The 16943-nt window shown below is 50.2% G+C and carries 18 protein-coding genes, 1 tRNA gene and 2 pseudogenes; 11 read left to right on the top strand and 10 right to left on the bottom strand.

The window, feature by feature from the left end; all coding sequences use genetic code 11:
* Positions 1-717: pseudogene (locus ABF287_RS04810) on the top strand (cobyric acid synthase CobQ); the annotation flags it as partial.
* Here ABF287_RS04810 and ABF287_RS04805 read toward each other — a convergent pair.
* The 3 genes from ABF287_RS04805 to ABF287_RS04795 form a co-directional block, all read right to left on the bottom strand.
* The gene (locus ABF287_RS04805; protein WP_347183877.1) at positions 718-1320 is read right to left on the bottom strand and encodes a hypothetical protein; all 603 of its coding nucleotides are present in this window, start codon (positions 1318-1320) and stop codon (positions 718-720) included.
* A 114-nt stretch (positions 1321-1434) separates the two neighbouring features.
* Positions 1435-2823: a TolC family outer membrane protein gene (locus ABF287_RS04800; RefSeq protein ID WP_347183876.1), complete on the bottom strand. Its 1389-nt coding sequence runs from the start codon at positions 2821-2823 to the stop codon at positions 1435-1437.
* A 55-nt stretch (positions 2824-2878) separates the two neighbouring features.
* Positions 2879-3532 carry an rRNA adenine N-6-methyltransferase family protein gene (locus ABF287_RS04795; RefSeq protein WP_347183875.1) on the bottom strand — a complete coding sequence of 218 codons (654 nt, stop codon included), beginning with the start codon at positions 3530-3532 and terminating at the stop codon, positions 2879-2881.
* A 137-nt stretch (positions 3533-3669) separates the two neighbouring features.
* On the opposite strand from ABF287_RS04795, the gene ABF287_RS04790 reads away from it, so the two are divergent.
* Positions 3670-3743, top strand: a tRNA-Cys gene (locus ABF287_RS04790).
* A gap of 163 nt (positions 3744-3906) precedes the next feature.
* Positions 3907-5319 (top strand): hypothetical protein, encoded by a 1413-nt coding sequence (locus ABF287_RS04785; RefSeq protein WP_347183874.1) that lies wholly within the window; start codon positions 3907-3909, stop codon positions 5317-5319.
* 300 nt (positions 5320-5619) lie between these two features.
* On the opposite strand, the gene ABF287_RS04780 is transcribed toward ABF287_RS04785, so the two are convergent.
* Positions 5620-5826, bottom strand: a complete 207-nt coding sequence (locus ABF287_RS04780; RefSeq protein ID WP_347183873.1) for a hypothetical protein — start codon at positions 5824-5826, stop codon at positions 5620-5622.
* 75 nt (positions 5827-5901) lie between these two features.
* On the opposite strand from ABF287_RS04780, the gene ABF287_RS04775 reads away from it, so the two are divergent.
* A complete protein-coding gene (locus tag ABF287_RS04775) occupies positions 5902-7308 on the top strand; it encodes a helix-turn-helix transcriptional regulator (protein WP_347183872.1) in 1407 nt (468 codons plus the stop codon).
* 362 nt (positions 7309-7670) lie between these two features.
* Here the strand turns inward: ABF287_RS04775 and ABF287_RS04770 are convergent, their stop codons facing one another.
* Positions 7671-8087, bottom strand: a complete 417-nt coding sequence (locus tag ABF287_RS04770; RefSeq protein ID WP_347183871.1) for a hypothetical protein — start codon at positions 8085-8087, stop codon at positions 7671-7673.
* Positions 8088-8211: 124 nt separating this feature from the next.
* A complete protein-coding gene (locus ABF287_RS04765) occupies positions 8212-9153 on the bottom strand; it encodes a hypothetical protein (protein WP_347183870.1) in 942 nt (313 codons plus the stop codon).
* A gap of 144 nt (positions 9154-9297) precedes the next feature.
* On the opposite strand from ABF287_RS04765, the gene ABF287_RS04760 reads away from it, so the two are divergent.
* From ABF287_RS04760 to ABF287_RS04745, 4 genes are all read left to right on the top strand, one after another.
* Positions 9298-10206 (top strand): hypothetical protein, encoded by a 909-nt coding sequence (locus ABF287_RS04760; RefSeq protein WP_347183869.1) that lies wholly within the window; start codon positions 9298-9300, stop codon positions 10204-10206.
* 115 nt (positions 10207-10321) lie between these two features.
* A complete protein-coding gene (locus ABF287_RS04755; protein WP_347183868.1) occupies positions 10322-10621 on the top strand; it encodes a hypothetical protein in 300 nt (99 codons plus the stop codon).
* Positions 10622-10680: 59 nt separating this feature from the next.
* Positions 10681-11019: a DUF6626 family protein gene (locus tag ABF287_RS04750; RefSeq protein ID WP_347183867.1), complete on the top strand. Its 339-nt coding sequence runs from the start codon at positions 10681-10683 to the stop codon at positions 11017-11019.
* A gap of 136 nt (positions 11020-11155) precedes the next feature.
* Positions 11156-11728, top strand: a complete 573-nt coding sequence (locus ABF287_RS04745; protein ID WP_347183866.1) for a site-specific integrase — start codon at positions 11156-11158, stop codon at positions 11726-11728.
* A 990-nt stretch (positions 11729-12718) separates the two neighbouring features.
* Here ABF287_RS04745 and ABF287_RS04740 read toward each other — a convergent pair.
* Positions 12719-13075 carry a hypothetical protein gene (locus tag ABF287_RS04740; RefSeq protein WP_347183865.1) on the bottom strand — a complete coding sequence of 119 codons (357 nt, stop codon included), beginning with the start codon at positions 13073-13075 and terminating at the stop codon, positions 12719-12721.
* Positions 13076-13139: 64 nt separating this feature from the next.
* Between ABF287_RS04740 and ABF287_RS04735 the strand changes: the two genes are divergently transcribed.
* The gene (locus ABF287_RS04735) at positions 13140-13706 is read left to right on the top strand and encodes a Crp/Fnr family transcriptional regulator (protein WP_347183864.1); all 567 of its coding nucleotides are present in this window, start codon (positions 13140-13142) and stop codon (positions 13704-13706) included.
* A 36-nt stretch (positions 13707-13742) separates the two neighbouring features.
* Here ABF287_RS04735 and ABF287_RS04730 read toward each other — a convergent pair.
* Positions 13743-13883, bottom strand: a pseudogene (locus ABF287_RS04730) (IS3 family transposase); the annotation flags it as partial.
* Between the two features lie 113 nt (positions 13884-13996).
* Complete coding sequence (locus ABF287_RS04725) at positions 13997-15052, bottom strand: hypothetical protein (protein WP_347183863.1); 1056 nt, start codon at positions 15050-15052, stop codon at positions 13997-13999.
* A gap of 361 nt (positions 15053-15413) precedes the next feature.
* Here ABF287_RS04725 and ABF287_RS04720 point away from each other — a divergent pair, with 361 nt between their 5' ends.
* Positions 15414-15710 (top strand): hypothetical protein, encoded by a 297-nt coding sequence (locus ABF287_RS04720; protein ID WP_347183862.1) that lies wholly within the window; start codon positions 15414-15416, stop codon positions 15708-15710.
* An 11-nt stretch (positions 15711-15721) separates the two neighbouring features.
* On the top strand, positions 15722-16297 hold the full coding sequence (locus ABF287_RS04715; protein WP_347183861.1) for a hypothetical protein: 576 nt from the start codon (positions 15722-15724) through the stop codon (positions 16295-16297).
* Between the two features lie 194 nt (positions 16298-16491).
* Here the strand turns inward: ABF287_RS04715 and ABF287_RS04710 are convergent.
* Positions 16492-16943 (bottom strand): tyrosine-type recombinase/integrase (locus ABF287_RS04710; RefSeq protein ID WP_347183860.1); only part of this gene is annotated, 452 nt, incomplete at its 5' end.

The following is a 16943-nucleotide window of genomic DNA, read 5'->3' as shown; positions in this document are numbered from 1 at the left end:
GATGGACACATCAAAATCGTCGTGCCGCGCTTGTCACGCATCGCCAATTTTGACGACCTTGATCCACTGGCCAGCGAGCCAAACGTGACCATTGAAATTGTAGATGCAGGCCGCCCCTTGCCATGCGATGCGGATCTCATCTTGCTGCCAGGAACCAAATCCACCATCGGCGACCTTGCTTACTTGCGGGCGCAAGGCTGGGACATCGACATCGCGGGGCATGTGCGTCGCGGCGGGCATGTTTTGGGAATCTGTGGCGGGTATCAAATGCTTGGCACTTGGATTGATGACCCAGAGGGCATCGAAGGCACATCTGGGCGCGTGGCAGGTTTAGGTCTTTTGGATGTCACGACAATGATGACCAGCGACAAGCGTTTGGCCGAAGTGACCGCAACAGACCGCGCCTCAGACACGCAGCTGACAGCCTATGAGATCCATATCGGGCGCACCACAGGCGCAGATTGCGACCGTGCATGGCTAGAGGTTGAGGGTCGCTTGGAAGGTGCTCAGTCGGCGTCAGGTCGGATCAAAGGCTGTTACCTGCATGGGCTTTTCGCCTCAGATGCCTTTCGGCACAGCTTTTTGGCGCCCTTCGGATTGGATGCGCCGCAAGACAACTTTGATGCTGGTATTGATGAGACCTTGGATGCATTGGCGCAGCACATGGAAACCTATATCGACATAGACACGCTTATGTCGCTAGCAGGTCCTGTGTGATCAATCGAACTCGCGCAGAGCCAAAGACCGCATAACTTCACGGCGCACCAAACGCCGAATGTTGCCAGTGATCCGTTCGCCCATAACGCCCTTCAATTCATCGCGAATGATATCAGCGACCATGTCGCGCAAGGCGTCATCATCCAAAACACCCGTTTGCGTCAAAGGCGCGCTCTGCCCGCGCTCAGCGCCACCGTCCAAGGCGCCTGCCCTGTGAGAGTTCCGCGCCACAAAGGACCGAGGAAAAGACTGCAACGCGTCGTCCGTTAGGTCTTCATCGCCGTCAGTTTCCCAATCGTCGGCTTGATTCCCAACAGCTGTTTCGAGCTCCGAAATGCGTTCTTCCAACGACATTTCACCCGCCGCGTCCATGTCAGATACGAACGGCGTTGGCTCAGAAAACGTGGGTGCAGATTCAGCCGCCATCGGTGCTGCGTCGCCCTTATCACCATCAATGACACGTAAATCAGGCGTGAGCACAAAGCGCTCAGGCGCAGGCTTGGACGTGATCGTCCGCAGCTGTGGTTCGTGAAATTTCGACACCAACCGGCGGATAGAGGCGAGCACCTCATCGGAACTTTCTTTTTCCACCGGATCAGACATGGAGTTTCCCTTTCGTTACGCCGTCCATGGTAGACATCTTCGCGACGACACACAACAAATAGAAAATCCGCCCAAGCGGGTGCTGGGCGGATTTTGCATCATTTTGTCGGTTACTTAATTGCGGCCAAGCGCTTCAAGAACACGGTTCAACTTTTCGCCTTCTGGGCTGACCATACTGGAGGGCGCAGATTTCACAGCGTTGTAGTAGGCAGCCGGATCATACACAGGCACATTCAGTTTTAGGTTTTCAACTGTCATCAGACCCATCGCGTTGAGCAGCGAATAAATCCCTGCTTCGCGATCGATCGTCGCCTGAATGGCAGCCACCTGCGCGTCGAGTAAATCTTGTTCAGCTTCAAGCACATCAAGCGTTGTAGAGGCACCAAGTTCGGCCTCTTCCTTGACGCCCTGATAGGCAACGCGTTGCGCTTTCACCAGTGCGGCGGTGGCTTGGGACGACGCATCGAAGACCGAAAGCATTGACCATGACGTGCGAACACCCTGCTCAATTTGCCGTGTTGTTGTCAGCAATGAAGCGCGCGCGCTATCACGATTGGCGATTGCCGTGCGAACCGCAGAGGACGCCTGCCCGCCACCGTAAAGTGCACCAGATGCCGTAACGCTCAGGCTCGTTGTACCATTCTCACTGCTCAAAGCATCCTCTGTCCAAGCGCCACTTTGTGTGCGTGTTGCCTGTGCACCCACGGTTGGAAACAGACCACGCTTTGTGATCTCAACCGCTAGATCGGATGCAGCGATTCGGTGCTGCAGCGCTTTGATGGCTGGGTGTGTGCGCATGGCGATACGCACGGCTTCGTCTGCAGACTTCGCTGGCAGTTTAAGCGCGGGCGGGCTTGAAAGCTTAGACGGGTATTTGCCAACCGCGACCTTATAGGCTTCGCGTGCCGCGGACACTTGGCCCTGTGCAGCCGCAAGCTGTGCGCGCGCTGACGCCAATTGCGCTTCAACTTGGCTCACTTCGGTTTTGGTGATTTCACCAACCTCAAAGCGGTCTTGTGCTGCGCGCAAGTTTTGCTGCACCAAACGCACTGAGTTGGCACGCAAGTTCGCTTGCGCATCATTGTACCGTACATTCATGTAGGCTGTGACGGCGTTGGACAGAACATCTTGCTCTATGGACACCAAAGTGGCGCGCGTGGCCAAAACGGTTTCTTTCGCTGCAGCAACGTTCAGCTTGTTGCGACCAAAGGTATACAGCGTCATCGAAGCCGTGAACTGCAAAGACTTTGCCCATTCACCTTGGTTTTTGCTGGCAGTCGCCGCGTAAGTAAGTGTCGGGCGCATCGCGCCAACAGCGGCCGCGACACCTTCGTCAGTCGCGCGCAGGTTGGCGCGGTTCTGCTCCAAAAGCCCTGAGTTTTTATACGCGGATGCCAAGGCATCGCCGAGCGTTTCAGCAGACACAGCAAGCGGGCTCAACGTGGTGCCAATCGCAACCAAACTCGCCGCAATCGTCCGTTTAATGCCAAATTTAATCCGCATAAGCCTGCCTCATTCTATCCAACGCTGCGGCCTGAATTTACCCGCGATACGCCTATCAGAGCGCGAAGGCTCTTTCCGCTTCAAAACCGGGAAGCACCGGAGCAGTTGCATTGAAAGCCAACCGCCATGTGATGTCTCCGTTTAACTTGTATCCCATACGCGCAATTCCAAGGGGTCCTTCCAAGAAAATTGCACAAATGCGGCCACCTTCTTTGACTTGGCCCAAAATTGCAGCAGGGACATCTTCAACAGCTCCCTGCAACACAACCACATCGTAGGGTCCGTGCTGCGGCGCACCCGCAGCCAAAGCTGCCGTTTCCACCACAACATTGTCTGCACCAGCGTCAGCCAAAGCAGTTGCCGCGTCTGTGGCAAGTGCTTCGTCTTCTTCGACAGCGATCACCGCCTGCGCCATACGCGCAATCACGGCTGAGGAATAGCCAAGCCCAACACCAATATCGAGCACAAGCTCGTCATTTTGGATGTCGAGCGCATCAAGCATTTTCGCCAACACACGCGGGTCAAGCGCAACGCGGCCATTGCCAAGCGCCACGTGTTCGCCGACATAAGCCGCATCGCGCAGCGCCGTCGGAACAAAGTTTTCACGGGCCACTGTCAGCATGGCTTCGATGATTGGAAATTTAGTCACATCAGAAGGGCGCACTTGGGTGTCGACCATCATGGTGCGAAGTTTTGCAAAATCGGTCATGAGTTGAACTCTTTCGTTCACATAGGAGTCTGTGCGTTCTTGCCATATCAACGCAACAACAGCAACATATGAATATCATCCATTTGTGATCTTGCGGCCCCCGTGAGTTTGGTCTAAACCCCGCTCAACCACACGGCGGCGAGTTGGCGGAGTGGTTACGCAGCGGATTGCAAATCCGTGTACACCGGTTCGATTCCGGTACTCGCCTCCACAACATCTTGTTGTTTCTGTTCATTTCATCCCACAATTCACTAAATCTAGTCACGCGACTCTTGTACACAATCCGTACACAATCCGCGTGCAGTTTTGTGTCGAAGTTTTCCTCATCTTGAAGTATTGTCTGTTGCAACAGACACTTATGGATTTCACCCAACATGAGCTACGGCGTCAAAACAATTACTGTGCACAAAAAACTGAAGCTCGATAAGCGAGCAAACAGTTCAAATTGGTACGCACGCCTAACACTTGATAATGGCAAGCGCATTGTACGCAGCACTAAAACTGAAGACTTTGAGCAAGCTAAAGAACTTGCGCTTAAGCTCTATTATGAAACGCAGGCGCGCATCGATAACAAACTCCCGGCTCAAACCCGCAAGTTCAAACACGTTGCCGAACACGCAGTTAAACGCATGCAGGCTCAATTGGATGATGGGTACGGCAAACAGTCGTTCAAAGACTACATCTCTGCATTACAGCGCTGGCTGATCCCATACTTCGGTAACACTGATATCGACAAAATCGACCTGCGCGCATTGGTGGAATTTGACGGATGGCGAACTCAGACACACCGTAAAGCGTTCACACAAAGCGGCATCAACAACCACAACGCTGCACTCAACAGAGTATTGGATGAAGCGGAAATGAACGGTTGGATTGTAAAATCCATGCGCCCCACCCTCTTGAACAAAGGCGTTAAGAGCGAAAGCCGTGGTAGCTTCACGGACGCCGAATACAAGAAGATCTACACTGCTCTGCGCAAATGGCACGAAAAGACAGACAACAAGAAAGCGGCAGCAACGCGCGAGGTTTTACGGAACTATGTTTTGTTCCTAGCAAACACAGGTGTGCGCCACGGTACCGAAGCCCTCGGCCTGCGTTGGCTAAACATTGGATGGAAAGAAAAGGATGGCGAGCGCTACTTGGTCGTGAATGTGGACGGGAAAACGGGATGCCGAACGTCAGTCGCCCGAGACACTGTTGCGGACTATTTGGATAGGCAAAGCAAGCTGAACCCGTCCATCAGCTACGACAGCTTCGACGAGCTCGTCTCAGCGGGCAACGATGCTTATGTGTTCACGACGCGCCTTGGCGAAGTTGCCAATATCGCCAGCTTGAACCGAGCCTTCAACGCGCTTCTGGACAATCTAAAACTGAAAACGGGTGCGGACGGAAGAACCCGAACGCTCTACAGCTTGAGACATTACTATGTGACGCGAGATTTGGGGCGCGGAATAAGCTCGCACTTGATTGCTAAGCAAGTTGGCAACAGCACTGCAATGATTGACAAACACTATAGCAAAATCAGCCCTACGATGAACGCAAACCTTCATAGCGGCCGCAACATGAAGAAGCCTGCTGAAGTGCCAAAAGCTAGTGCGGGCGACGTTGTATGCTTGGCTTTTAAAATGCTTGCGAACGACAAATTGGATGAAGCGGGTTTGCTGGCAGTTTTGGGCGTTGAACGACAAAACTACGTTGTTACGGAAGAAATCAGGATGATGGCTTTGCAGGCAAAGAATGGCGAGCTGATTGGTGGTGATACGTTAATGCGCATATTGAACGGGTAGCTGCGCAGGGTTGGCATGTTACCGCCGGATTGCAGACATTGCGAATTTGGATGCAAAGGTCAGCGGCGCGGACGAAGCTGCCATTGATCAAACGTCCGCGCCCCAGAATCCGTTAGGAATGACAAGACTGAAGAGCGCTGTGCCCCGAAGGCGCAAAGACAATGGTTTCGAAACTAAAAAGTGGAAAATGAACAAAGTAGGTGTCTTGAAGGCAAGGGCACTTCACGTCCGCGACCCAGCCAAAAAAATAGGACGCTTCAATATGAAGCGCCCGATCCATTGCATTTGTAGATCAGCCGTTTATTTCCGCGATTCTTTAACAGCGATTTCTACGAGAATGAACATGATTTCGGCAAAGTCGATCAGCAGGTTCTCGGAACCAGCGCTGGCAATAGTGCCGTGAAGAGCGAATGCCAAATCGACAAGTTCCGGAGTGTTTCGTTGAGCGAACTTTGCCGTTTTGGCAAGTGCGCGGTGAATGCGGGTGTTGTTTGCTTGCTTGGTCATTCATAATATATTTGCGTGTGTTGACCGGTTTTAGTCGGTCGAAAGTTCGCGAGAAGTTGTCGAAAGTTGAAGATAATGAGCTTTGGAAAAAGATTTGGGAAGTTGGTACGGACTAGGCGCCGACAGATGGGCTTGACGCAGCCCAAGCTTGGGAAAAGGGCGCTCGGTTCTGAAACAGACAAGTCCACAATATCCCGCATCGAGAATGGAAAGGTGCCGAATCCACAAGAAACTACTGTCAAGGCTATCGCCGACGTTTTGAAAATCTCAGATGACTTAATTGAAAACTGTAGATACCCGGATGAGACCGTTGTTCCAAAACAAGTATTAGATTCACTGGCGGTTAGATTCGGTTACTCAAATCCAGATGGGGACGCCGACTTAGTGCTGTCATACTTGCACAAAGCGTCGGAGGATATGCGGGCATTACAGGAAAGAATTGAAGAACTTGACAATAAAAAAATCGATTCGAGAAAAACAGAAAACCGTGCGAACGAGGCTCTCGCGGTGGGCAATTTCGAACTGGCTGACAAAGAACTTGAAATCTTAGAGACTGTTCAAAAAAACGATCGAACCGTACCGGAGATTTGGACGCTGGCTCAGATTCGTTTCGAACGTGGTAGAACTGCATTATTAGCTTTGGACTTCCCGCGTGCGATGCAGCATTTTTCAGCGGCGGTTGACTACTTCTCTGCTTTTGACGTTAACCGAGCCGCTCAAACCGCATACGATGCAGGACTTGTGATGAACAATCACGGTGTGCGTTATGGCGTAGACCTTCTGGAAGATGCAATCGCGATGACCACTCGGTCAAAAGGCATCTGGACTAAAGAAGCTAATTTTAGAAAATGGGCTGGCGTTATGAACCTATCTGGTACGATTTTTCTAGACCATGCGATGCGGAAACAGGGCAGCGACAAAGGCGATTTTCTCCAAAAGTCGATTGGGGATTTCAACCTTTCGCTATCGTTCAGGGAAAAAGTTCACGACGCGGACTGGGCAATCGTAAGAAACAATCTTGGCGTGGCCTTTCGAGAAACAAGCGAAGAAGAAGTGGGCGCGGACAAAAGGGTGAGTTTACAGAAATCCTACACGGCCTTGGCAGACGCGCTTAGCGTTTTCAAGAAACCAACCAATCCTGATAGTTGGGCCATAGCAAACTTCAACATGGGCTATACACAGCAATTGCGAGCGGTTGCTACAGGCGGGGCCGAAGGGCTTCTCTTCGCCAGAGAAGCGGAAAAGCACCTTAATCGATGCCAAAGCGTTTTTAAGAAAGAGAGTCATTCAACTCAATGGGCACAGGCAAATGGAATTGTAGCTTTGGTCTATGGTTTCAAGTCTAGCGTCACAACTGACGAACGAGATGATCTAATGAGAACAGCCCATTTCAAGATCGACGATGCAATTGAAGCGATTGATCCAGCGCTTGCTCCCTATCTTCTTAGAGAAGCCCAACTTCAAAAAAAAAGCCTGTCGTGAAAAGGTAGTCTGTTTCGCTCTTTCACAGGACACAAATGTAGCGAACGTCTATATAGGGAAAAGGTGTTTGAGAATGTAGTCAATTGCGTCGATCCACTTCATTGGACAAATATTTGCGCCAATTGAAGCGGGCTTCATGCGTATGGACATATTTGAGCGTGCATTGCTAAAGTCCTCGACCAGACCTTCGTTGCGACCTGACGAATGCGAAAGCTGGCATCGAAGCCGATACTCTCTGCACTATAGACGAAGGTCCGCAATCCATCCTGCACGAAATTGCAAGAATAATTCTAGCTGAACTAGCTTGCATCTTTAGCTTTGAGTTGGTGCCAAAATATCGGCACCAACTCGTGCTCCTGAAACTATTTCCGGCGCGCGACGGCAGCAGACATCGCTGCGTCTAGTTCGCCAGCATCAGCGGCAGCTTTCAACGCTCCCAATGTCGCTTCGACGTCTTTTAGAGCTTTGACAAACACAGCATTCCCCTTCCCTAGAGCCAATGCCTTGTTTCCGTACTTGCATTGCACGTACCACCCACCGTCTTGTTCGAAGAACCAAGGGCGCACCTGCCGCATTCGATCAACGAGCACTTTTTCACCGCGCTCGTCTTTGCCCCATGACTTCCGCTTCGTTTCGTAGCGTTCGCCTTTGACCGCAGCAGCGGCGACCAGAAGTTGTTCGTCGATGCCAACTTTCAACTTTTCCCGGCGCTTTTGTACGGGGTCCTGTTTGCTGGCACGTGTGACTGATTTGAAGTTTAGATTTGTAAGATGTGACATGCTTTTCTCCGTTTGCTTGCGCAACATGTCTGGCGCCGATCTCTTCACAAAACGACCAAAATCAGGAGGCAGAAAAGCAAAAGGCCAGCACAAGGCTGGCCTTAAGTTTAAGATTTAGTAGCGCTTACTCGCGATGGGTTTCGACTGGATATCCAGTGGCTTGCGAGAAGTTTTGCATTTTGGCGGCTTCAGTAGCTTCAGCAGCTTGCACATCTGCGCGCTTGCTCAATGGTTGTCCCATTTTGCGCCCCATCAAGACAAGCACACGCTCGATTGCAATGTCATCATGGAGTTCAATGACCTTTTGTGGTTCGCCCCCTTTTTCACAGTAGGTCAATGTAATCGTTAGACCGTTGAGACTTTCGTTTTCGGACTTTGCTGCTGGTGCAACTTCAGCAGCAACTTCACGGTGCACATCCGTTCCGAGCCAGCCTCCCTCAATCAAAGTCAGTGCATCTGCAATCTGCGTGTTGCCACGCTCGCTTGGCTTCACACCATTTTTGCTTGTGTTGGCAACTTCGTAAACACCTCCTTCACGTGCCAACCAAGCTGCAAACGACACCGTACCGCTTGCTACCTCATCATCCTTCAAAGCAATTTGAAGCACACGCGTCCAAGCCTTCTCGCGAGAAGGCGTTAGGTTGCCGCAAACAAAACGCAGAACTTTGGTTTCCAACGACGTGGCGGCTGTGAAATTAATTTTTGCATTCTTCTTCAGCTGCTTCAAAGTAATTTCAAATGACAACCGCAAATCTGCAAGCGCCTTGCCCTTAACTCCCTCTGAGGGCATTTTCATTCGTGCAACGACATAAAACACGCCCTGCAGGAGTTCGTACAAAACGACATTGGCCGTTTCTTGTAGTTCTATATACGAGTTGTAAATATCGCTCAATTTTTCGAGATACGTGATCGCCTCATCGATCTCTGTGGATGCATCTTTGCGATTACCATCGAGAGGGTAGCGCGGTGCTGCTAGCTCTTTAGCAATTATCGCATCACTTTGCGTATTCGGTGCAAGTACCTTTTTAGTGGACTCGGCGATTTTAGATTCAAAAATTGTAGTCATGTTATTTCCTTTCTAGGAAAAATCTTAGGGTTATGACGGTCTTATGACCGACAAATTCAACCTAGAATGAATTAACCATTAGGATGGATATCTGTGAAATATTGTGATTTAAAGAGTTAATGTTTTACCGTTCAAAGGCATCCAATGCCACCTCGTAAACGTCTAAAAACAACTCCTACTGACTTCCGACAGGAAGACTTTTGGGCAACGAAAGTTGGCTACTACATGCTTTGGTTCGAATACCTGGCACTGAGCCCCAGCTACGAGTTGGCAAGGCAATTCCGCGCTGGCGATCTGAAAATCTTAAACAACGATAGCCTGCCTGAAGACTTTGATCGTGTTCTGGAAGTCTTTGACGACTTCGGTGATGTGCAGAAAAAACAGTTTTTGCCTTGGTGGCGGGAACGGGGGATGCAGCTTTGTGGTCATCAAGGCTCGAAGCCCAAAGTTACAAAGGTTGCCGCGGTAAGTCGGAAGACCGCTGGTTTGTCTGATGCGGCAAAGGCGCTTGAAGAATACACCAAAAACGATTGGTGCGAACAAGGCCAGCAAAACACATTGGTCCTTGCTGTACCCATTGGATTGCCAAAGTCGCGCATCGCCAAGGAGATAGCGCAGTTGATTGACAGCTATCCCAAGCAAGCAAAATCCTTGAAAGCTCCCAAGCCTAAGTACGGTTTAGCGGGAAAACGACAAAACAAGGATATGCTCTTTCGATACATGCAGGTGTTGTTGACGCGCGCAGCGATGCCCAAGCAGGAACTTTGGCGTGTCGGTGTTCGCTCGAAAGTCAGCGAAACCTACAGTCCAGAACTAGAAGCGGATGCCAAGGTTGTCCGGCACCAAGGCACTTATGATCGGATGATGCTGACGATATTAACCAGTCGCGCATATCAGCGCGGAACGTTGATCGCGGAGAATGCTGCACGAGGGAAATTTCCAAGCTATGCCCCCCGCGATCATGCTTTAGAGTTTGACTTAACTGAATTGCACAAGAGGTTCACTGCACGGCACAGTTGGCAGAAAGCGCAAAGAGCCAAAGACAAAGCCTAGCAGACGGAAAAAAGTGGTCGTTGAACGACCAAACTTACCGCAACAAAGCACTTACCCGTAGCGTGGTTTCTAAATTCCTTAGTCCGCTCAGGCTAAATAGTGGCAGGAAAAATCAATGAACATAAAAGAACTAGAGCAAAGCCTACAGCGTTACGAAGCCATCGAAGCGCAGATCTCAACGCGTGACATGATCGCGGCGGCACAAATGCTCATGCGAGCCACCTGCAACAGCATCTTAAACCTTCGAAGTGAACTGAGCAAAGACGATGCTGCATCAAAGAGACGAAGCGCCAAGCAGCGTGAACCTGGAGCCGACCCGAAGCAACCGATAAAGCCTGTGCGGGTCGCCGAACCGACCAAATCGAAAAAGCCCAAATACTCCGACCATCACGCTCCTTCTGCGTGCGGTCGATAAATAATTTAACCGGTTAAGGCACGTTGCCAGCCGCCGAAGACCAATAAAGGAGAAATATCATGTCTTTGATGGAGGAGGTCTATGACCATTTAAACAAAAACGCGTTCGTTGAGACTGCAGAGGAATTCAGCACAGATTGGTGTTGGAGAAGCCGCAGTTGGTACGCAGTGCAAAAGAACAAGAAAAGCGACTTCTCTATACCTGTCGCTATTAATTGCCTGAACAAAGTGAAGATCAAGATCGCGTTAGCATGTATCAAGCGGAAGAAATTCGGCGGGATTGTGGAGAGTGATATCGCTGTGCTGGGCGAAGTTAGGGATCGACTTGAAAGGTACCTGCTTGAAGAACATAGGATCGCTGAAGTCGCGGAGGACGAAGCTCCACCTGCAAAATGTTAGATTCCATATAGAGTTTAACATTTTCGCCGAACCGTATTTGATTACAAAGGCTTAGCTTCATTGCCTTTTTCGATCGTGAAGCAAAATGTTAGGCTTCATAGTGTCTTACAAGATAACCACACATTTTTGGTGAGACATGAAACAAGCAAAGTTACTAACCGACGCAGAACGCAAACGCGTTGACGCAATTATTGGCGCTCATCGCTACAGCGCAAGAAACCGTGCAATTTTTGCGATTAGCTTTTTCGCGGGCCTTCGAGCTTGTGAGATTGCAGCGCTGAAAGTACAGGACGTATTTGACGAAAACGGCGCTGTACGTGACACGATTTATCTGGCCGCAGCACAAACAAAAGGCGATGAGGCCAACACTGTGTTGGTCAGCAATCGACTTGCCAAGGCACTTGCTGCCTACGCCGCCAAATATCCAACCCATACCAGCAAGCCGAAGTCCCCACTGTTTTTCAGTGCGAAGCGTGGCGGGTTTAGTGCACAGACGATTGTGAACCTCTTTGCACGCTTTTACTCGTTGGCTGGCATTAAAGGCGCAAGCAGCCACAGCGGGCGTCGTCAGTTTTTGACAGAGCTTGCCGACAAGGGCGTAAACGTTCGCGTCATTCAAGCACTGGCGCGACACAAGGACATCAGCACAACTCAGCGCTACATCGACTACAACGAGAGCAAGCTGCGCAACGCGATTGAGTTGTTTTAGGCGCAGGCCAACAAGATTTGCGAAAATCCAGCCTTTTCCGCACCGATCCTTAGACCCTTAATAAATACATACATGTGCAAGAGCAGCTACCCACTGCCGAGACACTTATTCGCGCATAGCGCCCCACACATGACATTGAGTTTGCCAGCCATCGGCTGATGCCATCGGAACTTGTCAGCGCAGAACGCTAGCGGAGGCGGTCAACCAAGCAAAGTCGCAACGGGCTTGGAAAATATTATGCGATGGAACGAGAAGAGAGGCTGAGAAATCAGCACCTCGTATGTGCTGCGGCGGCGGCTGATGACTGTCGCAGTGTTGCGTTGGGAACAACTCTACGCACTTAAAGGTAACAGCCCAACCCTACCTCCCAGCATTGCTGGTTGTGCGCATCAGCTGGTGGACGGACCTCACAGAATGCCGTGTCAATGAGAGGCGTGAGGCCTCTCTATGGCATCTAAACCTACAGAATACCCCCCAAAGTCATCATGAATTGACATCAAAAAATGCGCCAAAGGTTTCTGAGTGCTTTGCGTAAGCAAAGGACGAAAGAAAGCTGAAGGTGCATGTGGAACTGCGAAGCAGTTACGCAATATGCGTTGATGTTAGAAATTGTCGCTTATGGCGGAGGAAGCTCTCCAAAAAAATATCGATACCGTTCTCGCTGTGTTTTGGCCAAATTTATCATGGCCGCTAATTGGCAGGTTCCGACTGTTTGGCGTTAAAACGAGCGGGAAGCTGCCCTTCGCTGCGGAATGCACCGGAGTCTGCTTTTCAGATTTCACGACCAATAACTTGTGTTTCTCAATTGTCCAATTTTTACGTTGTTCAATGCGGCGACATTCCCATTGCAATCATTTGGTGGTGCTTTTGATGATGTGCGCCGACAGTCATTAATCCAAAGAAACCGAGGCCAGAGACTTTAGCCAAATCGTCCTTCGAAGCAGTTTGGATTGTCATTTTTGCGCCATTTGATTGGTCCTCTACGGCGACTTATAATCCCATTTCTTGCTGCAGCATGGGACTATGGGCCGACACCATGCGCTGCACCGACGCTGCGGTGGATTCGTCCCCTGTCACCGAAAATGTCACTGCGTTATCCGCTATCGTCGTTTCAACCATCGCCTTCATCGTTACATTGTCCATGTCAACGAGGTGAGCCCGCAGCGCCTCGATGTCGATTTGCTCCCAAACGGTGTCGGAATCAGCGCGCAATATGGCCACAATTTCCGAAATTGCGGCGAATTGGGCTTGGCCTGTTTCAGAAACAGAGTTTGAAGGATGAACATGTTGGGCCATTGCGCTGCCTGCCAAAAATATCATTGCGACTGTAAGGTGACTTAGTTTCATTTTGTGCTCCTATTTTTGTAAGACGCTAGCCGGTTTGCCAAACAGAGCATATGATCAAAATCACATGACGCATGATACATTTTCCCAGTTGCCCCAAGGCGCCCGTTACACAATTGATATTCAAAAGGGGGATATCCTGTTTCGGCAGAACCAGCTGACATCCGGCTTGTATCAAGTGATTTCAGGCTGCGTTACGCTGCAGCGGACGAGCGAAAACGGTGAGACACTCACGTTACATTGCGCACAATCGAACGGATATTTTGCGGAAGCGTCGGTATTCTCTGAGGTCTATCACTGTGACGCGATTTGCACCCAAGCAGGGCGTGTTTTTAAAATAGCCAAAGACGACATCATCGAAGCGCTTCGAACGAACCCTGCATTCAGCGAGGGGTTTGCCAAATTGCTTGCCGTTCAGGTTCAACATTACCGTGCCCAGATCGAAATCCTTGCCATTCGGTCCGCCAAGGACCGCGTTCTTGCTGCCCTTCAAGCCGGATATTTAGATGCAACGGTTACGGAATTCGCGACGCGCATTAATCTGTCGCATGAAGCTTGCTATCGCGCGCTGCGGGTCTTGTGTGACACCGGCTCAATCGTACAGGTCGGGCGCGGCCAGTATAGGACCCGTTGAAAATGACAACACAGCTCAATGGGGCGGATTGCGGCTTGCTTGGGCTTCCTCCCCGCGCAGACCCGCCAAAACGATACGGATCTTTTCTTCAGCCGAATAGGTTTGTCGCGTCTTGCGACGGATGTTCTTTACCAATTTATCTGCAGACGCTTTGCTGCTTCCGGATTTCTTGTTCATCTTCACTCCATAAAGGTTACGATGAACCAGAAATCCTCCGTTACGAAAACCTCATATCTGTCCCAACGGTGCTGACGTCAGACAGCTTAACAACGCGAAGTGCCAAAATATACTTACCAATCGGCGAAAACGTTCCTGATAGTGTTTTCTGCAGACTTGCCCCAGATCAGATCACGCTTACTTCTGTGAACCCTATGTTTCAGTTTCGAGCTTTCCTCCCTCAGGTAACCTGCCCATAAAATTACCCCTGCGAACAAATCCCTGTACCTGTCTTCATTCATAACCTCCAACCAAGCTTGATAAGCCATCGCTTGTTCGTTGTGATCTTGAGGCATTTCGTCAACTTTGTACTTGCTGGTGTCCAAGGATATTGGGTTTGTGGCGACACCGTCGAAGGAGTAGAAATTGAGTTCGGGTATCAATATTTTCTTCCCATACTTTTTTCCAATTGGCGCAATCACAAGATCAATTGCACGCCGGACGCCATGTTTGAGCTCATCTAAGCTAGCGTCCTTGTCGTTTGACAATCCTACGTACGGCTCAAAGCCTATGAAATCCATTGAGCCCCAAATCGACACATTGCAAGCACCGCATTTGCTTACTGCTTGCCCTCCTCTCGGAGCTTTGAATTCTGAACTTGCATTGAAGGAGGCAGCATAGCTTATCGGTCCAGAATAGTTCGCCCGTACAGCAACAACGATTTTTTTCCAGTTCCCAACTGATCTCTGAAGGGCGTCGGTTTCTGTGCCGATGAAAAGAACTTGTGCTTCAATTTCTTCTGCGATTTTTGCAGTGTCGATTGCAAATTTCTCGTAGTTATCCCAAAGCTCCTTGCTTGGAGGAATTGCGTATCGACCTTTCCCGCCGAATGGCCAATCGAGAGTGTCGATGTGCATTTTTAGGACCACTCCTAGCCCACGGGCTCTTGCTTTTCTGGAAATGCTTTTGATTTCGTCATGACTTAGTGACGGCGCAAACCATCCGGTCTCTGGGAACGGCTCCCCAACGTATCTAGGGCTAACCCTTGGATCTTCATAGTTTTCTACATACCAATCGATTATGAGTGTTATTGAATTGAACCCATTTCTCTTAATTCGATCCAAGTTCTGGTCAATTAGATGAAAGCGGCTCCTGTCCAAGTCCATTGCGCCGAAAGTGATGCCCTTCATGCGCCCGTCGAAGCCTGCATTGCGCGTTGCCGGAGAAGCGGTTGAGGTTGGCACGGAAAAATCTTGGGGTGTAGTGGACTGACATCCAGCTAGCGCGAGCGCTGTTAGCATGAAGCTCCGGCGTGTTACTGCGTAATGTGTCAATTTTTTCTCCAATGGTCTGCTCATTAAGTCTCTAGTTTGGATGCCGTACGCAGCACAATGGTGATACTTCGGTTTGAAATTCGTAAAGCATTGTTAAGAAAATCCTTGATGATTTGCGCCACACGCATCCAAATTAGGTACCTATATGGGACTTGCTGACGCGCCCAGTCAAGTCTATTCTCGGGTCAGGTGAAAGCTGCTGAGGGTATGTAGCATTATGACAGGATTAGAGAAGATTGCGCGTCTCAAGCACCTGCTGCAAGGCATGGAACGTGACTTGGGTATCGATGACTTAAGTTCCGTCCAGAGAAATATCGTTTATGCCGCAACGCTTCTGTCTGAAGCATCGCGGACAGTGGCGACAGAAGACATTAGGCAGCATGAGCTGCTGGACGGCGTGTCGCGCAGTGCGTTCTTTCGCGCACTTAGGGAACTCGTAGATACAGGTTACCTGAAGCACACGGACGGTCGCCAGCGTTCGTCATATGTCTTGTCGAAAAAGCTTGAACGATAGGGCGTCAGAAAATGTTTCGAGGTAGTTCTCTGCTTGCTCAGTTCACCGTCGTATCAATAGCGCATCTGCTAGCCTTTGGGCTTTCGATCTATCTGCTGCTTCCACTACAGGCGCGATACACACCAGAGTTGGCTCCATATGCCAGTTTGCTTTTCCTCCCTCACGGAGTTCGCATTTTGTCGGCGTGGCTATTGGGGTGGAAAGCCATTTTACTATTCGCGCCAACCGCCCTGTTTCTACATTGGGTGAACTTCGGCAGTGCTGGCTTTACTGCGGTTGGTCTATTGGGCGTGTTCTCGGGAATAGCGTGTGCCGCGGTGACTTTCTGGGGCTTAGCGAAGATAGGGATGGATTTCCGCATAACTGGGGGCCGATCAGTAAACTGGCGCGACGTAATGATTGCTGGCGCCGTAGCCTCTGTGATAAACACCTTTGGAATGGGTTGGGCATTCAGCCATAACACAGATACCTTGGTAGGCTATTTCATCGGCGATGTAAGTGGTTTGTTTGCATGCTTGTTCATCCTCTTGCTGATGTTCAAGTTTACCCGTGATGCATCCGAAAGCTTAAAGTCCGAGCAAAGCTGAAACTTGTGCGCATTATCGTGCGCATATTAGATTATTAAGATTAAATAACTGTTTTTAATGATTTTTTTTCAATGTATACGCATTGCAAATCCGTGTACACCGGTTCGATTCCGGTACTCGCCTCCAATAAAATCAATGACTTGTGTCATTTTCCTTCTCCTTCACCGCCATTTTTGAAACAACCGTTGAAACTTTCACGTTTCGGTCTTGCTTCGTTCCATTTGATTTCTTGCCTCTTGAGCGCGCTTGGCTAGTTCCCCCTGACGGATCGGCCCGCCGTATTTTTTCAGCATCTCAACGCCTGAGTGACCGGTAACGGCTTTGACCATCTCGTCATCACATCCAGCCAGATAAAGCTCGATCGTCGCGTTTTTCCTGAGTCCGTGCGTTTTGTAGTAGCTCGCCTTCTCATGCTTCATCTTCTTTTTGATGGTGCGCATTTCCTCTGCAACGATGCGGTAGCTCACCGGTCGACCTTTGGGGGCGGTCACGACAGTACCATCCGTTCGCGCGAGTCCGTCGAGATGGGCCTTGAGGCGATCGGTGAGCGGGATCCACAGCGGCTTGTCGGTTTTGCCTTGAGTGAAATCGAATCCCTCATTCGAAAAGTGCGCCCACTTCATCTTCACGACATCGCCAATGCGCT

Origin of the sequence: Pacificibacter sp. (genome assembly GCF_039769035.1) — a bacterium.
Taxonomy (GTDB): domain Bacteria; phylum Pseudomonadota; class Alphaproteobacteria; order Rhodobacterales; family Rhodobacteraceae; genus Celeribacter.
Note: the sequence above shows the minus strand (reverse complement) of the source record. Positions and strands in the feature narration are given on the sequence as shown.

Excerpts from the sequence above, each read along its gene's own strand:
- ABF287_RS04805 (WP_347183877.1), bottom strand. The coding sequence starts at position 1,320 with ATGTCTGATCCGGTGGAAAAAGAAAGTTCCGATGAGGTGCTCGCCTCT.
- ABF287_RS04800 (WP_347183876.1), bottom strand. The coding sequence starts at position 2,823 with ATGCGGATTAAATTTGGCATTAAACGGACGATTGCGGCGAGTTTGGTT.
- ABF287_RS04795 (WP_347183875.1), bottom strand. The coding sequence starts at position 3,532 with ATGACCGATTTTGCAAAACTTCGCACCATGATGGTCGACACCCAAGTG.
- ABF287_RS04785 (WP_347183874.1), top strand. The coding sequence starts at position 3,907 with ATGAGCTACGGCGTCAAAACAATTACTGTGCACAAAAAACTGAAGCTC.
- ABF287_RS04780 (WP_347183873.1), bottom strand. The coding sequence starts at position 5,826 with ATGACCAAGCAAGCAAACAACACCCGCATTCACCGCGCACTTGCCAAA.
- ABF287_RS04775 (WP_347183872.1), top strand. The coding sequence starts at position 5,902 with ATGAGCTTTGGAAAAAGATTTGGGAAGTTGGTACGGACTAGGCGCCGA.
- ABF287_RS04770 (WP_347183871.1), bottom strand. The coding sequence starts at position 8,087 with ATGTCACATCTTACAAATCTAAACTTCAAATCAGTCACACGTGCCAGC.
- ABF287_RS04765 (WP_347183870.1), bottom strand. The coding sequence starts at position 9,153 with ATGACTACAATTTTTGAATCTAAAATCGCCGAGTCCACTAAAAAGGTA.
- ABF287_RS04760 (WP_347183869.1), top strand. The coding sequence starts at position 9,298 with ATGCCACCTCGTAAACGTCTAAAAACAACTCCTACTGACTTCCGACAG.
- ABF287_RS04755 (WP_347183868.1), top strand. The coding sequence starts at position 10,322 with ATGAACATAAAAGAACTAGAGCAAAGCCTACAGCGTTACGAAGCCATC.
- ABF287_RS04750 (WP_347183867.1), top strand. The coding sequence starts at position 10,681 with ATGTCTTTGATGGAGGAGGTCTATGACCATTTAAACAAAAACGCGTTC.
- ABF287_RS04745 (WP_347183866.1), top strand. The coding sequence starts at position 11,156 with ATGAAACAAGCAAAGTTACTAACCGACGCAGAACGCAAACGCGTTGAC.
- ABF287_RS04740 (WP_347183865.1), bottom strand. The coding sequence starts at position 13,075 with ATGAAACTAAGTCACCTTACAGTCGCAATGATATTTTTGGCAGGCAGC.
- ABF287_RS04735 (WP_347183864.1), top strand. The coding sequence starts at position 13,140 with ATGACGCATGATACATTTTCCCAGTTGCCCCAAGGCGCCCGTTACACA.
- ABF287_RS04725 (WP_347183863.1), bottom strand. The coding sequence starts at position 15,052 with ATGAAGGGCATCACTTTCGGCGCAATGGACTTGGACAGGAGCCGCTTT.
- ABF287_RS04720 (WP_347183862.1), top strand. The coding sequence starts at position 15,414 with ATGACAGGATTAGAGAAGATTGCGCGTCTCAAGCACCTGCTGCAAGGC.
- ABF287_RS04715 (WP_347183861.1), top strand. The coding sequence starts at position 15,722 with ATGTTTCGAGGTAGTTCTCTGCTTGCTCAGTTCACCGTCGTATCAATA.